We start from the raw sequence: 14,322 nt of genomic DNA on the forward strand, positions 1-14,322 counted from the left end.
GTGAGGGCCACCCGGCTCGGGAAGAGAGACGTCATGCGCGCTCGTGCTGTCGCCGCCATCACCGCAGTCCTGCTGGCCCTGCCTCTCGCAGCCTGCTCTCCGAATGCCGCGGCGCCGCCGGACCTGCCGAAACAGGACATCACGAAGTGGACCATGCCGCTCGATGAATATTGGACTGCAGCCACCGACGAACTCGCGAACTACGCCAGCAGCCTGATGATCGCCGCGTGTCTGAAACACGAGGGAATCGAGTGGCCCATCCCCTGGCAGTCCACCGACGAAGCCAGCTATCTGCAACCTCCGGCGAACAACTCCTCGTTTCCCGCGCTCACCGTGTCTCTCGCGCAGACTGACGGCTACCGCACGAAGTTCGCACCGGGCGGCTTCGGCGCTCCGACTGCAGAGTGGGTGCAGGCCAGACAGAAGCTGAACGCGATCGTCGCATCGACCCCGGGGTTCGACCCGCTGTTCGACGCGTGCCTGAAGAAGGCCCGGAAACAGGTGGACGAGTCGGACGCTGTGCAGATATCGAACACTGTGCTCGGGTGGTCGAACGAGAGTCTGGAAGCAGCCAATCGTGCGCCGAAGCCCAAGCAGTCTTCCACCGACTGGCGTGAATGCATGCATGACGCCGGCCTTCCGGTCGACCAGGCGTCTCCGGTCGGATCAGATGGATGGATGCCGGAGCAGCAGCTGCTCACCCGACTCGGAATTCCACCTCGCTGGCAGACCGGAGATGGAGCACCCGAGAACCCGCTCACGCAGGGCGAGATCGACCTCGCCGTAGCCGACGCGACCTGCCGCGAGTCCAGCGGCTGGACGGCGGCGATCTACACAGCCATGTGGGATGCGCAGGTGAAGATCGTCGCCGAACGCGGCGACGAACTGGTGCGCCTCCGACACCAGGGCGATGCGCTGCGGCAGGTCGCACTCAAGATCATCGCTGAGCATGCCCCGGAGAAATGACGTGCGTCGGGGAATCCTCATCGCAGGCTCGAGCATCGCGGCGCTGGCGCTGATCGCGGGCGGCTGGCTCGCGGCACGCGCGTTCACCTCGCCTGCGCAGTGGGAGGCGCAGGCCGCCCCACCGAAAGCTGAACCGGTCCTGGCCGAGGTCAGCCGGGGCGACCTGATCGATCAGCGGACGCTGGGCGCGGCCGTCGTTCCGAGTTCCCAGACGACCACGATCCTCATTCCCGTCTCAGGTGCTGCGCGCAGCATCGTCACCGAGAGCGCGCTCTCGACTGGCGACGCCGTGAGCGCGGGAGGCGTGCTGCTGCAGGTGAACGGACAGCCGGTGTTCGCGCTCGCTTCCGCCTTCCCGTTCTACCGGGATCTGGGCGTGGGCGACTCCGGCCCCGACGTGCTGGGGCTGCAGCGCAATCTCGTCGAGCTGGGCTTGCTCTCGCACGCCGACGGGGACTTTGGCGCCGCCACAGCGAAGGCCGTCGGCCTGTTGTACCGCCGTGCCGACGCAGCCGCGCCGACGCGCATCGTGGATGCCGCGCCGTCGCAGGGCTCCCCGTCGACAGCAGACGGCGCCGGAACGGCATCCGCTCCCCCATCCTCCAACGTCTACCTTCCGCTGTCCGCGGTCGCGGCCGTCCCTGAGCTTCCCGCCGTCGTGTCCCGAGTTCCCGCCATCGGCGATGACATCGCCGAGCAGGGTTCCATCGCGTTCGCCGCGGCCGACGCGGTGCTGCGCCTGAGCATCGACCCATCGGTCGCAGCCGCGCTGACTCCCGGCTCGGACGCCGATTGCGCCGTCGGCGCGGATACCCCGGCGCCCTGCCGCGTTCAGCGCGTATTCACTGCCACCGGAAAGGAGGCGGGACTCGACGGCGACCAGGTCATGACCTGGGCCGAACTCTCTCCGGACTCCGGGGCGACCGGCTCCGACCGGGTGGGCGAACGCGCGACGGTGCGTTTCGACGTCGCGACACTCACGACGGATGCTCTGCTCATCCCTGCCTCCGCTCTCGCTCAGCAGTCCGAGACGTCGGGAACGGCATTGAAACAGCGGCCCGACGGCAGCTTCCGCACAGTCGAGCTGAAGATCGTCGCCGCGCTTGACGGCACCGTCGCCGTGACCGGCGACGTGCACGCCGGTGATCTGCTGCGGGTGGACCGATGACACTGCTCGAACTGCGTGGGGTGTCGCGCGGCTTCGACGTCGGCGGTGAGACGGTGCAAGCACTGCGCGATGTCGATCTGCGCATCGATCGCGGCGAGTTCGTGGCCATCGTCGGGCCGTCCGGCGGCGGCAAGACCACCCTGCTGTCGATTCTCGGCGGACTCGACGTTCCTGATGTCGGTGACTACCTCATCGAGGGAAAGCCGGTTCCCGCGCAGGAGGGCCCGGCGCTCGCCGCGTTGCGGGCACGTATGTTCGGCTTCGTGTTCCAGGGCTTCCACCTGCTCGAGCAGCGCCCGGCGATCGACAGCGTCGCGCTCGGGATGCTGTACCAGGGCGTGCCGGCCGGTGAACGGCGAATCCGCGCGCAGGAAGCCGCGGCCCGGGTCGGAATGGGAGATCGGCTGGGCCAGCGCACGGCCACGCTGTCCGGCGGTCAGCGTCAGCGCCTGGCCATCGCGCGCGCGATCGCGACGGAGTCCTCGGTATTGCTCGCAGACGAGCCGACCGGAAATCTCGACTCGGACACCGGAGGGCGCGTGATGGAGCAGCTGCGCCGGCTGCATGCCGAGGGCGTCACCGTCGTGGTGGTCACGCACTCCGCCGAGGTCGCCGCAGCAGCGCAGCGCGTGCTGCGGATCGTGGACGGCCGGGTGACTGAGCTTTCGATGAGCGCACATCCCGCGCTGCCGACTACTCCTGAATCGTCGAAGACGTCGCACGATTCCGCGCCCAGCCGACCTGGCTCCCGATTCGCCGACACGATCCATGATGCGCTGGCGTCCCTGCGATCCCGCCTCCGGCAGTCACTCGCTCTGGCCGGAACGGTCGGCCTGGCCATCGCGCTCCTCGTCACGACGCTCGGTCTGATGGATTCCACGCGAGCTCAGGTCACGACCACCTTCGATGCTCACGCGAACCGCGAGGTGACTGTGACCTGGCCGCTCTGGGCAGACGATTCCCCGGCATCTGATGCCCTCGGCGCAGCCACGGCGCTGGCGGGAGTCGATGTCGCGGCCGTGATCACCGCCTTTCCCGAGCAGCCGGTGGGCAATCTGCGCGACGATCCGAAGGTGGTCAGCGTGCACGAGGCCAGAGGCGATCTCGCCACGGGCGCAGGCGCGAAGATCACCTGGGCTTCGGGTCAGCGGCTCGCACCGACGGATGCACTGATCGGACGCGCACTGGCCGAGCAACTGGAGCTCGGGCCGCTGGTGGCGGGTCCAGTCATCACCGTCGCGGGAACGCGCTACACAGTGCGCGGCGTTGTGGAAGCGGCGGTCCGACTGCCGATGCTGTCGGGCGAGGTCATCGTCGGGATCGCGCCCGCTCAACTGGAGGCGTCGCAGCGTTCGCTGCTTGTTCGCACTCGATCCGGGGCCGCCCGACAAGTCGGCAACCAACTTCCGGTCGCGCTGGATGCCTATGATCCGGGCCGCTTTGACGTGCAGGTACCGTCCGACCCGCGGACGCTGCGCGCCGAGGTGGAGACCGGCGTACAGGCGGCGCTGATCGCGTTCACCGCGGTGTCGGCGCTCATCGCCCTGCTCACACTGATGAACAGTATCGGCGCCGCCGTGACCGCGCGGCGCGCCGAGCTCGGCCTGCGTCGCGCGCTCGGCGCCGACTCCAATCGTCTCGCGGGCCTCGTGGTCGCCGAATCCGCGATAGTCGGCGCGGCAGGCGGGCTCGCGGGGCTGGTCGCGGGGCTCGTCGGCATCCTCGCCTTCACAATCGCGCAGCGGTGGGTACCGGTCTTCGATGTCCGCCTTGCGCCGCTTGCGATACTCGGGGGAGTGCTGGTCGGCGCTGCCGCCTCCGTCCTCGGAGCCATCCGCGCAGCACGCGTGCGGCCCGCCGACGCACTTCGGCAATGACGTATGTCAGGTTTAGTCCACAGCGACAACCTCATGGATGATGGTGCGGAAGTCACCGATGACAGCGGGAAGGAGAAGGGTGGACGATCGTCGCGCAGCCTTCGAGGCGCTGTTCGCGGAGCACCATACCGCCGTACTCCGCTACGTCGAGCGACGCGTGGACGATCGTGAGCACGCCCGAGAACTGGCCATGGACTGCTTCGAGATAGCCTGGCGCCGATTCGACCACGTTGACCCGTATCGGCGCCGCGTGGCTGCTGCAGACGGCGCGGAACCTCATAGGCGACGCGTACCGAAAGCGCGATCGTGAACGCGTGGGTCTGCGCGATCTGGCATCGTCTACGCCGACCGACTCGTCGTTCGCGCATGCCGAGCTGCGCATCGCACTTTCGACGCTTGCTCCGGCCGATCGCGAGGTGCTCGAGCTGTTCTACTGGGACGGTCTCTCCGCCGACGAGATCGCCGTGGTGGTCGGCTGCCGAACCTCGGCCGCGTGGAAGCGGCTGAGCCGCGCCCGGGCGGCTCTGCGCTCCCTGTTGACCGATGATCCGGCAGACACGGGGAACGCGATACGGCGCGCCCCGAGGAGAGCAGAAGGTGGGGTGGTGTCGTATGCGATGGACTGACGACGACCTGAGCGCGCTCATGCGCTCGGCTGACCCGGCGGCCACTCCCCCCGACGCGTCGCCGACGCCGGTCGACGTCGCGCGTCTGCAGCGGATCATGGCACCCGAGGCCGCGACCGCCGGCACTGCATCCGCGTCCTGGTGGCGCCCATCTGCCCGTCTCACGCGCCCGGGGCGCGTGGCGATGCGCTTCGCGTGGGCGCTCCCCGCTATCGCCGCGATAGCGGCCGTGGGGTTCGCCATTGCTCCTTTGACGGCGACGCCCGCGTATGCCGTCACCCCTCCGGTGCTGGCCGTCGAACGGCTGCCTCAGACTGTCGATCAGGTGCTCGCATCCTCGATCTCCCGGCTGGATGCAGCGGCGAATCAGGAGGCGCGGCGTGATGCGGAAGTCGTGCGGTGGGCGTTGCGTACCGACGGCAAGGACACTCCGGTGATCGTCCCCGAATGGCAACACTGGGTGTGGAACCCGGACGGCACCGGGCAGTTGAAGGCGACCGCCGGAGCGTCTTACTCCGTGACGAGCGACGGCCGCATCGTCGACCCTGCCGGCGAAGCGCCGCCAGAGGGCACGTCGATCGAGACACGCCAGCAGGCGGAGCGATACGGGTTCTTCCGCGACCGTCCGCCATCGGATCCTGTGGCACTGCACGCCTATCTCGCGGAGCGCACCGGATTGGCATCCGACGCTGACGGGCTGGCGATATGGGGAGCGGTCAGCGCTCTGCGCGACGAATGGTCGCTCTCCCCCGCACAACAGGGTGCCGCCCTAGAACTCCTGCGCGATGCCGGCGGAGTGTCGCTCCTCGGCACTGTCACCGACAGGTTCAGTCGGGCGGGCATCGCCCTGCGCGTCTCCTCCGTCGATCGACCGCAGTTCTCGGCGACGGTCGTGCTGGATACGACCTCTCGGGAGATCATCGCCGCCGATATCGTCTACCTGGGTGGGAACACCCTTCTTGACCTGCCGCCCAACTCTGTGATCGGTTACTCCGTCTGGCTGTCGCGGTGACGGCCATCGTGAACTGGAAGTCTCAGGGCACGATCACCTCGCAGTATCGCCGCGCGGTGATCGCGAGCTTCTTGTCGAGCGTGAGCAACGGGACTCCGAGTGCCTCGGCGAGTGCGACGTAGCCGGCATCGTAGGCCGAGACGTCGTGGCGGAGCATCCAGATGCGCGAGAGAAGGTGCCGGACCGGGTGACGCTCGATCTGAAGTTGGCCGAATACCTCGAGCGATTCTCTCGCCGCGTGCGCGGAGAAGTAATCACTCAGCGCCCTGCGACGAAGCACCGAGACCACCTCGATATCCAGGCCGGCGTGGGCGTGGAAAGCACCATCGACGGTCCACTCGAGTTCGCCGCTGACGAGCTCGACAGCGGCGGACGCGTCAAGGACGAGTGCCGACATCCCTGGTCTCCCCGTCCTGCTCTGCGCGTGCAGCATCTCGTGCCTCAAGGATCTCCGCGCGCGTCATCAGATGGCCATCCGTGAGCCGCCGCTCACGTGCGGCCGCAAGGATCTCGGCGTTGCTGCGATATTGCACAAGGCGTTCCAGTTCCCGCGCGACGTAGTCGGACAGCGACATGCGCTCGGCCGCCGCGCGCTCCTTGAGTCGCGCATGAACCTCATCGGGAAGATTTCTCACCTGCAGCATGCGTCCCATACTTCATCATCTCATGCGTGCTGCATGCAAGACCTCCGAAATCTGTGGATAACTTGATGAACGCGGACTCATCTAGCGGCCCGCGAGGAATTCCTCGATCGCAGCGATCGTGCTCGCGTTGTCGACATGGACGATGCCGCGGATGCCGACAGCCGCTGCACCATCGACCGCGTGCTGGTGATCGTCAATGAAGAAGACGTCGCCGGCATCCGCGTCCATCCGCGTCAGTGCCAGGGTGTACGCGCGCTCCTCGGGCTTGTTCATGCCCTGCTCGTGGCTGTAGCAGATCGGATCGAAGATCTCCGAGAAGCCGTAGCGGCGCTCCTCCTCCTCACGGGCGCCGTCAGCGGAGTTGGAGAGGATCGCGAGCGACGCACGGCCGCGCAGCGAGCGTGCGTATTCGATGAGCTCGGTGTTCGCCACCCCGCAGTACGCGTCCCAGAAGTCGGTCCGCATGGCGTCTCGGTCTGCGCGTGTCAGCGCGAGCCTGTCGCCTCCGAGCTGCACCGGCTCACCGGCATCCGTCGGGAGATCGCCCGCGCCGAGGAGGCCCAGGTGCGCCGCGCACGCCTGGCGGGATACTCCTGGCAGGCGATCGCGAGCGCGCTCGGCGTCACCAAGCAGGCAGCACATAAGAAGTTCGGCAGACAATAGAGGAATCCCCGCAACACCTCCCTCAAGAACGAGGTCCTCATGTCCCGCACGGCGACAGCACGCCGACGCGGGCGCGGTGCGCAGCACGATGGTCCGCGCGCCACGTTCCGCCAGCTCCTCCCCTTCCTCTTCGAGCACAAGAAGGTCCTGGTCGCGGTCGCCGCGCTCAGCATCGTCGGCGCCGGCGCCTCTCTCGCACAGCCCCTGCTCGTCGGCCAGGTCATCGATCGGGTGCAGAAGGATCAGGCGCTCGGATCGCTCGTCTGGCTGCTGATCGGCCTGGTCATCGTCGCCTCGGTGCTCTCCGGCTACCAGCACTACCTGCTGCAGCGCACCGGCACCGCCGTCGTGTACTCCAGCCGCAGGCAGCTGATCGCCCGCATCCTCCACCTGCCCATCAGCGAGTTCGACGCGCGCCGCACCGGCGATCTCGTCTCCCGGGTCGGCACTGACACCACCCTGCTGTATGCGGTGCTCACCCAGGGACTCGCGGATGCCGTCGGAGGTGCGATCCTCTTCGTCGGCGCACTTATCGCCATGCTCCTCATCGACCCGCTCCTGCTGCTGCTGATCGTCGTCGTGATCGGCATCTCCGTCGTCGTCGTGGTGCTGCTCAGCGGCCGCATCCGCACAGCGTCCGCCGCCCAGCAGCAGAAGGTGGGCGAGCTGGCCTCCGGCATCGAGCGCGGCATCTCCAGCATCCGCACCGTGCGCGCCTCCGGCGCCACCGAGCGCGAGACCGAGTCCGTCGACGCGATCGCCGGCGAGGCATACGGGCTCGGCGTGCGGATCGCGAAGATCTCGTCGATGGTCGTCCCCATCGCGGGCATCGCCCTGCAGGTCTCGCTGCTGGTCGTGCTCGGCGTGGGCGGATTCCGGGTGGCCTCCGGCGCGCTGAGCATCGCGTCGCTCGTGACCTTCATCATGTTCCTGTTCATGCTCGTGATGCCGCTCGGACAGGCGTTCGGCGCGATCACCTCCGTCAATCAGGCGCTTGGCGCGCTGGGCCGCATCCAGGAGATCCTCGACCTGCCCACCGAGACCCAGAACGACGAGCCGGATGCCGACGCCACCGCCGCAGCCGTCGTCGGAGCCCCCGCCATCGAATTCCGCGACGTGCGGTTCCGCTACCCCGACGACGTCATCGCCGCCCGCGAGGCCGCTGCCAAGGAGGCGCGCTCACTGCTCGCCGAGGTGCACCTGGAGCGCCCCGACGAGGACGCCGCGGCGGTCGATCGGGATGTGGACGGCCGCGACGTGCTGAAGGGCGTGTCCTTCGCCGTTCCGCGCGGTGCACGGGTGGCCCTCGTCGGCCCCAGCGGCGCAGGCAAGAGCACGATCCTCTCGCTCATCGAGCGCTTCTACGATCCGACCGGCGGCAGCATCCGCCTCGCCGGTCACGACGTGCGCACCTACCCGCGCCGCACCCTGCGCGCACAGTTCGGCTACGTCGAACAGGATGCGCCGACTCTGGCAGGAACGCTCGCCGAGAATCTGCGACTGGCGGCGCCGGATGCCACGGATGCCGACTGCGAGCGCGTGCTGCGTTCGGTGAACCTCGGAGACGTGCTCGAGCGCAGCCCGCTGGGCCTGCAGGCTCCCGTCGGCGAGGACGGCGTGATGCTCTCCGGAGGTGAGCGCCAGCGTCTGGCCATCGCACGCGCCCTGCTCACCGAGGCGCCGATCCTGCTGCTGGACGAGTCGACCTCGTCCCTGGACGGCGTGAACGAGCGGCGGATGCGGGAGGCGATCGACGCCGCTGCCGCAGACCGCACGCTCGTCGTGATCGCGCACCGGCTGTCGACTGTCGTCGACAGCGACCTCATCGTCGTGCTGCAGAACGGCCAGGTGGTCGGGCAGGGCACGCACTCCGAGCTCGTCGACGAGGTGCCGCTGTACCGCGACCTGGCCAGGCACCAGCTGCTGGTCTGAGCCGGCACTCCCCGTAAGAACGCGACGGCGGGATGCCGGAACCACTCAGCCGAGGGTCGTCCCAGACATCCCGCCGCCGCGGGTCTGTGTGCGCGGTCAGCGCGCGGCGTTGAGCCGGTAGCGCAGTGCGTCGAGTTCGCTGCGCAGGGCCGCGGGCAGCTTGGCGCCGAAGATCTCGTAGAACTCCTCCGTCGCATCCGCCTCGCCCAGCCAGGCCTCCACGTCCACGTCGAAGAGCTCGTCGAGGTCGGCATCAGTGATGTCCAGGCCCTCGAGATTGAGGTCCTCACGCCGAGGCAACCGGCCGATCGGGCTGTCGACGGCGCCGACCTCGCCCGAGATGCGGCGGATGATCCAGTCGATGACACGCGAGTTGTCGCCGAAGCCGGGCCACAGGAAGCGGCCGTCCTCACCGCGACGGAACCAGTTGACCTGGAAGATGCGCGGTGCACGGTCGAAGCGCAGGGTGCGACCGACCTTCAGCCAGTGCCCGAAGTAGTCGCCCATGTTGTAGCCGCAGAACGGGAGCATCGCGAACGGGTCGCGACGCAGCTCGCCGACGGTGCCCTCTGCGGCAGCGGTGCGCTCGGACGAGATGGTCGAGCCGAGGAACACGCCGTGCGTCCAGTCGGTCGCCTCCACGACCAGCGGCACGTTGCTCGCGCGGCGACCGCCGAAGAGGATGACGTCCAGCGGAACGCCCTCCGGATCCTCCCAGTCATCGGAGATCTGAGGGCACTGCGCGGCAGACACCGTGAAGCGCGAGTTGGGGTGCGCAGCGGGGCGACCCGACTCCGGCGTCCAGGGCTTGCCCTCCCAGTCGATGAGGTTCGCCGGCGGAGTGTCGGTCAGGCCCTCCCACCACACGTCGCCGTCGGGGCGCAGCGCGACGTTCGTGAAGATCGTGTTGCCCCACAGCGTCTCGACCGCGGTCACGTTGGTGGACTCGCCGGTACCCGGAGCCACGCCGAAGAAGCCCGCCTCGGGGTTCATCGCGTACATCCGACCGTCCTCGCCGGGACGGATCCACACGATGTCGTCGCCGAGCGTGTCGACCTTCCAGCCCGGGATGGTCGGACGCAGCATGGCCAGGTTGGTCTTTCCGCAGGCGGAGGGGAACGCCGCGGCCACGTGGTGAGCCTTGCCGTTCGGGTCGGTGACGCGGATGAGCAGCATGTGCTCGGCGAGCCAGCCCTCATCGCGGGCGATCACCGAGGCGATGCGCAGCGCGAAGCACTTCTTGGCGAGGATCGCGTTCCCGCCGTAGCCGGAGCCGTAGGAGTACACCTCGAGGGTCTCCGGGAAGTGCACGATGTACTTGTCGTCGTTGCACGGCCATTCGACATCGGCCTGCCCGGCTCCGAGCGGGGCGCCGACCGAGTGCACGGTCCTGACCCAGGGTGCGCCCTCGGCGATGCGGCGGGTCACCGCGTCTCCGACGCGGGTCATGATGTTGATGGATGCCACGGCGTAGGCGCTGTCGGTGATCTGGACGCCGATGTGCGAGAGCTTGCCGCCGATGGGGCCCATCGAGAACGGGATGACGTACATGGTGCGACCGCGCATCGAGCCTTCGAAGATGCGGTCCATGGTCGCGTGCATCTCGACCGGGTCGGCCCAGTTGTTGGTGGGGCCGGCGTCCTCCTCGCGCTCGGAGGCGATGAAGGTGCGCGCCTCGGTGCGGGCGACGTCACTGGGGTGCGAGCGCGCGAGGTACGAGCCGGGACGCCATTCGGGGTTCAGCTTGATGATCTTGCCCTCGTCGACGAGTTCGCGCAGGATCATGTCGTTCTCGGCGCGGGATCCGTCGATCCAGTGGATGCGAGCGGGCTGCGTGAGTGCGGCGATGCCGTCGACCCATTCGCGCAGCCCGGCCATCGCCGGGGTGTCGTACGCCGGCACCGCACCGTAGCTGCGCACCGGCGCGACGGACGGGATGCGGGGGGCGTATGTCTCGACCATGGCCATGTCTGCTCCTTTGAAGGGACTGCGTTACATCCATCTTCCGTGACCTTTTCAGGCACTTTCGGCCATAACGACAGGAAAGAACCTTGCTTCTTTCGGGTATGCTCAAGGAATGTCGACCAGTGGACTCGAACTCAGCACCCTCGGACATCGCATCCGTCACCACCGCACCTCCCAGGGCTTCACGCTCGACGAGCTGGGTGCTCAGGTCGGGATCGCCGGCTCGCAGCTGAGCCTGATCGAGAACGGCAAGCGCGAGCCGAAGCTGTCGCTGCTGCAGGCGATCGCGCTGGCCTGCGGCACGGATGTCGCCGATCTCATCTCGGGCGAGCCGCCGAACAAGCGCGCGGCGCTGGAGATCGAACTCGACCGCGCGCAGGCGAGTCCGGTGTTCCGGCAGCTCGGCATCGCGCCGGTGCGGGTCTCCAAGAGCATGAACGACGAGACCATCGAGGCCGTGCTGGGTCTGCACCGCGAGCTGCACCGCCGGGAGCGGGAGGCGATCGCGACCCCCGAAGAGGCGCGTCGCGCCAATACCGAGCTGCGGCTGACCATGCGGGCGAAGGGGAACTATCTGCCCGAGATCGAGGCGCTCGCCGAGAAGCAGCTCAAATCGGCCGGTCACGTGTCCGGTGCGCTCACGCACCGCACTGTGAGCATCATGGCCGACAAGCTCGGCTTCGAGCTGATCTACGTCGACGACCTGCCGCACTCCACCCGATCGGTGACCGACCTGGACAACGGCCGCATCTACCTGCCGCCGGCATCGATCCCCGGCGGGCACGGCCTGCGCTCGATGGCGCTGCAGGCGATGGCGCACCGGCTCCTCGGTCACACTCGCCCCACCGACTACGCCGACTTCCTGCAGCAGCGCCTGGAGATCAACTACTTCGCCGCGTGCTGCCTGATTCCTGAGACGGCGGGCGTGACGTTCCTGCAGCAGGCGAAGAAGGATCGCAACCTCGCGGTCGAGGACTTCCGCGACGCGTTCGGCGTGACCCACGAGGCCGCCGCGCTGCGCATGACCAATCTGATGACGCACCATCTCGACATGCGCCTGCACTTCCTGCGCGTGGACGAGAACGGCGCCATCACCCGCGTGTACGAGAACGACGACCTTCCACTGCCGATGGATGTGACCGGGTCGATCGAGGGCCAGCCGGCGTGCCGGAAGTTCTCGGCGCGGGCGGCGTTCGAGCAGCGCAATCGCACCACGGAGCACTACCAGTACACCGACACCCCGTCGGGCACGTTCTGGTGCGCGACGCAGACGGGGTCGGCGGGTGACGGCGGATTCTCGATCACGGTCGGCGTGCCCTTCGACGATGCCCGGTGGTGGCGGGGTCGCGAGACCTCGCACAGGGCGCAGTCGAGCTGCCCCGACGAGGCGTGCTGCCGCAGGGCATCCGCGCAGGTCTCACAGCGCTGGGAGGGGCGCGCCTGGCCGAGCGCACGCGTGCACACGCACATGTTCTCGCCGCTCCCCCGCGGCGCGTTCCCCGGCGTCGACGACAGCGAGGTCTACGCGTTCCTCGACCGGCACGCCGGCGAGTAGCATCCGGCGTCAGCGCGGGCGGACGGTCAGCGTCTGGGATGACGTGCCCAGCGGACCGGATTCGTCACTGAGCACCGACTCCGTCAGGCCGACGCCGTCAGCACCGAACGACACCGACGTGTCGAGGCCGAACCAGTCGCCGGTCGGCTCGCGGACGAGGCTCGCGGTGAGGTCGACGTTCGGGTAGAGCGCTTCCTCGGGGGCGACGCGAGTGGCGATGCCGTTGGCGAAGTCGACCATTCCCAGCATCCGCGCGCGGGAGGAGACGGGCTCGTCCGCGAGGAGCGGATGCTGCGGCCGGATCCATGCTCGTGAACGCCCGACGTCGACGGCCTCCTGCCGCGCGTCGATCGAGCGGATGGCACCGCCGGGCCAGACCTCGCTCGGCGACCACTCCGACAACGAGCCGCGTTCCGGCATGGTCGGCAGCGGGATGCCGGAGATCGCGGCGGTGTCGTGGGCCTGCAGCATCCACGCGCGCAGGGTGACGGCGGCTCGCCCAGCGTGACTCAGGGTGACTTCGACGAGCTCGATCGTCCGTCCGGGGCGCACGATGCGCGGCGCGGACACATCGAATGCCTCCATCGGGATGACGCCGAGGATGTCGTAGTTCGCCCGCGACAGCGCGAGCGGCAGGTCCGGACGCCGGGCCGCGTGGTCCTGTTCGACGACGTGGGCGAGCAGTCCGAGCACGGGCGCTATGTGCTGCTCGTCGGGGTTCCAGGCGCCGCCGACGTGCTCGGTGGGCTCGAAGGAGTTCTCGGACAGACGCAGGAAGTAACTCGACACGTCTCCCATTCTGCCCGGCCGGCCATTGCCGGCGCGGCGCGCACCCCGGTTCAGGCCGCGACGAAGTCGGCGAAGCGCGCCAGCGCGGATGCTGCGGCGGCCGGATCGTGCCCGTCGCCGAACAGTTCGGGAGGCTCATGGCGGGTGGCATCCGCATGCGCCCAGGTGCCGACCACGCGACCGCGATCGATCAGCGTCGGGCGCACCATGCCGTTCTTACCCGGCCCCACCGCGGCAAGGTGCTCCGGCGCGCAGACCGTCGTGCGATCGGCATATGAGATGTAGTACTCGTCGAAGGCGGGCAGCGCGAAGGCATCCGCCGCCTTCGGCGACCGACGAGGTGCAGTGAGCGCGGCGAACAGCCCGTCCTCGAGCTCTGTCACGCGGTCCCGGGCGCGTTCGGCGGTCTCGCGGGCGGAGCCGAGTGTCAGGCCCGACCACCAGGCGAAGTCCGCGACTCCGGCGGGCCCGTGCCCGTCGATGTAGCGCACGAACAGCTCGGCGAGCGGGTCGGCGGGAGCATCCGACTCCCGGATCCAGTCCTCGACGAGCACGAACCTCTGCTCTCGCGCGATTCCCCGCGCGACAGGCTCGATCGGCCCCTGGCAGATCTCGCCCGCGATCGTGAGCGCGAACAGCAGGTGGATGCCGCGCTGACCGCGCGGATCGATGTCGGCCCCTTCGAGCAGCGCGAACGCCTCGGCCCTGGTGCAGCCGCCGTCGCGGAGCACGGGCCGCAGCACACGAGAGGCCGTCGACAGCATCCGCTCGTCGACGCCGAGATCGCGATGCCTGCCTGCCGCCTGCTGGCGCTGCCGGCCGGATGTCACCGAAAGCACCCAAGCGAGATCCCGGGCGGGGATGATGTGCAGCGTGCCGCGCATGGTCCAGGCCCGCACCAGGTCACCGCGGGCGAAGGCCGCATCGACTCGCGAGAGAGCAGGTGCACCGCGAGTTCGCGCACCGAGCGCCCACCGTCCGGCCAGCAGATCCTGGCTCTGCACGGCGAGCATGTGCCGCGCCGCATCCGTCACCGTCGCTGCGGGCGCCGTGAGCCGGTGCGAGCGGAGTCGACGGTCCAGAAGGGCGCGAGGCGTCATGCGTCCATCATGACTGCGACCATCG

14 protein-coding genes are annotated in these 14,322 nt (G+C 68.7%); 7 read left to right on the forward strand and 7 right to left on the reverse strand.

Annotation, left to right across the window (positions count from 1 at the left end):
* The first annotated feature begins 33 nt into the window (after positions 1 to 33).
* The 3 genes from QF046_RS06060 to QF046_RS06070 are packed head-to-tail and all read left to right on the forward strand — an operon-like array spanning position 34 to position 4,011.
* A complete protein-coding gene (locus tag QF046_RS06060) occupies positions 34 to 966 on the forward strand; it encodes a hypothetical protein (protein WP_307367255.1) in 933 nt (310 codons plus the stop codon).
* Positions 950 to 2,134 (forward strand): hypothetical protein, encoded by a 1,185-nt coding sequence (locus tag QF046_RS06065; RefSeq protein WP_307367256.1) that lies wholly within the window; start codon positions 950 to 952, stop codon positions 2,132 to 2,134. The genes QF046_RS06060 and QF046_RS06065 overlap by 17 nt, the downstream gene beginning before the upstream one ends.
* Positions 2,131 to 4,011, forward strand: coding sequence for an ATP-binding cassette domain-containing protein (locus QF046_RS06070; protein WP_307367258.1), 1,881 nt, complete (start codon positions 2,131 to 2,133; stop codon positions 4,009 to 4,011). The genes QF046_RS06065 and QF046_RS06070 overlap by 4 nt, the downstream gene beginning before the upstream one ends.
* 52 nt (positions 4,012 to 4,063) lie before the next feature.
* On the opposite strand, the gene QF046_RS06075 is transcribed toward QF046_RS06070, so the two are convergent.
* Positions 4,064 to 4,291 (reverse strand): hypothetical protein, encoded by a 228-nt coding sequence (locus QF046_RS06075; protein WP_307372912.1) that lies wholly within the window; start codon positions 4,289 to 4,291, stop codon positions 4,064 to 4,066.
* On the opposite strand from QF046_RS06075, the gene QF046_RS06080 reads away from it, so the two are divergent.
* Entirely contained in the window at positions 4,242 to 4,637 is a 396-nt protein-coding gene (locus tag QF046_RS06080; RefSeq protein ID WP_307367260.1) for an RNA polymerase sigma factor, read from the forward strand. The two genes, QF046_RS06075 and QF046_RS06080, sit on opposite strands and share 50 nt — an antisense overlap.
* Positions 4,624 to 5,649 (forward strand): hypothetical protein, encoded by a 1,026-nt coding sequence (locus QF046_RS06085; protein WP_307367263.1) that lies wholly within the window; start codon positions 4,624 to 4,626, stop codon positions 5,647 to 5,649. The genes QF046_RS06080 and QF046_RS06085 overlap by 14 nt, the downstream gene beginning before the upstream one ends.
* A 22-nt stretch (positions 5,650 to 5,671) precedes the next feature.
* Here QF046_RS06085 and QF046_RS06090 read toward each other — a convergent pair whose 3' ends face one another.
* The 3 genes from QF046_RS06090 to QF046_RS06100 form a co-directional block, all read right to left on the reverse strand.
* Positions 5,672 to 6,046: a type II toxin-antitoxin system VapC family toxin gene (locus QF046_RS06090; RefSeq protein ID WP_307367265.1), complete on the reverse strand. Its 375-nt coding sequence runs from the start codon at positions 6,044 to 6,046 to the stop codon at positions 5,672 to 5,674.
* Entirely contained in the window at positions 6,027 to 6,302 is a 276-nt protein-coding gene (locus QF046_RS06095) for an antitoxin (RefSeq protein ID WP_307367267.1), read from the reverse strand. The genes QF046_RS06090 and QF046_RS06095 overlap by 20 nt, the downstream gene beginning before the upstream one ends.
* Before the next feature lie 72 nt (positions 6,303 to 6,374).
* Positions 6,375 to 6,953 (reverse strand): HAD family hydrolase, encoded by a 579-nt coding sequence (locus tag QF046_RS06100; protein ID WP_307367270.1) that lies wholly within the window; start codon positions 6,951 to 6,953, stop codon positions 6,375 to 6,377.
* A 42-nt stretch (positions 6,954 to 6,995) separates the two neighbouring features.
* Between QF046_RS06100 and QF046_RS06105 the strand changes: the two genes are divergently transcribed.
* Positions 6,996 to 8,888, forward strand: coding sequence for an ABC transporter ATP-binding protein (locus QF046_RS06105; protein ID WP_307367271.1), 1,893 nt, complete (start codon positions 6,996 to 6,998; stop codon positions 8,886 to 8,888).
* Positions 8,889 to 8,984: 96 nt separating this feature from the next.
* Here QF046_RS06105 and QF046_RS06110 read toward each other — a convergent pair whose 3' ends face one another.
* Complete coding sequence (locus QF046_RS06110; protein ID WP_373425667.1) at positions 8,985 to 10,856, reverse strand: phosphoenolpyruvate carboxykinase (GTP); 1,872 nt, start codon at positions 10,854 to 10,856, stop codon at positions 8,985 to 8,987.
* A 109-nt stretch (positions 10,857 to 10,965) separates the two neighbouring features.
* On the opposite strand from QF046_RS06110, the gene QF046_RS06115 reads away from it, so the two are divergent.
* Positions 10,966 to 12,408 (forward strand): XRE family transcriptional regulator, encoded by a 1,443-nt coding sequence (locus QF046_RS06115; RefSeq protein WP_307367274.1) that lies wholly within the window; start codon positions 10,966 to 10,968, stop codon positions 12,406 to 12,408.
* A gap of 9 nt (positions 12,409 to 12,417) precedes the next feature.
* Here the strand turns inward: QF046_RS06115 and QF046_RS06120 are convergent, their stop codons facing one another.
* Both QF046_RS06120 and QF046_RS06125 read right to left on the reverse strand, forming a co-directional pair.
* The gene (locus tag QF046_RS06120) at positions 12,418 to 13,197 is read right to left on the reverse strand and encodes a thioesterase family protein (RefSeq protein WP_307367276.1); all 780 of its coding nucleotides are present in this window, start codon (positions 13,195 to 13,197) and stop codon (positions 12,418 to 12,420) included.
* A gap of 50 nt (positions 13,198 to 13,247) precedes the next feature.
* Positions 13,248 to 14,297, reverse strand: a complete 1,050-nt coding sequence (locus QF046_RS06125) for a winged helix DNA-binding domain-containing protein (protein WP_307367278.1) — start codon at positions 14,295 to 14,297, stop codon at positions 13,248 to 13,250.
* Between the last annotated feature and the right edge of the window lie 25 nt (positions 14,298 to 14,322).

The sequence above is a fragment of the Microbacterium sp. W4I4 genome (assembly GCF_030816235.1).
GTDB lineage: Bacteria > Actinomycetota > Actinomycetes > Actinomycetales > Microbacteriaceae > Microbacterium.

Excerpts from the sequence above, each read along its gene's own strand:
- QF046_RS06060 (WP_307367255.1), top strand. The coding sequence starts at position 34 with ATGCGCGCTCGTGCTGTCGCCGCCATCACCGCAGTCCTGCTGGCCCTG.
- QF046_RS06065 (WP_307367256.1), top strand. The coding sequence starts at position 950 with ATGCCCCGGAGAAATGACGTGCGTCGGGGAATCCTCATCGCAGGCTCG.
- QF046_RS06070 (WP_307367258.1), top strand. The coding sequence starts at position 2,131 with ATGACACTGCTCGAACTGCGTGGGGTGTCGCGCGGCTTCGACGTCGGC.
- QF046_RS06075 (WP_307372912.1), bottom strand. The coding sequence starts at position 4,291 with ATGAGGTTCCGCGCCGTCTGCAGCAGCCACGCGGCGCCGATACGGGTC.
- QF046_RS06085 (WP_307367263.1), top strand. The coding sequence starts at position 4,624 with ATGCGATGGACTGACGACGACCTGAGCGCGCTCATGCGCTCGGCTGAC.
- QF046_RS06090 (WP_307367265.1), bottom strand. The coding sequence starts at position 6,046 with ATGTCGGCACTCGTCCTTGACGCGTCCGCCGCTGTCGAGCTCGTCAGC.
- QF046_RS06095 (WP_307367267.1), bottom strand. The coding sequence starts at position 6,302 with ATGGGACGCATGCTGCAGGTGAGAAATCTTCCCGATGAGGTTCATGCG.
- QF046_RS06105 (WP_307367271.1), top strand. The coding sequence starts at position 6,996 with ATGTCCCGCACGGCGACAGCACGCCGACGCGGGCGCGGTGCGCAGCAC.
- QF046_RS06110 (WP_373425667.1), bottom strand. The coding sequence starts at position 10,856 with ATGGCCATGGTCGAGACATACGCCCCCCGCATCCCGTCCGTCGCGCCG.
- QF046_RS06115 (WP_307367274.1), top strand. The coding sequence starts at position 10,966 with ATGTCGACCAGTGGACTCGAACTCAGCACCCTCGGACATCGCATCCGT.
- QF046_RS06125 (WP_307367278.1), bottom strand. The coding sequence starts at position 14,297 with ATGACGCCTCGCGCCCTTCTGGACCGTCGACTCCGCTCGCACCGGCTC.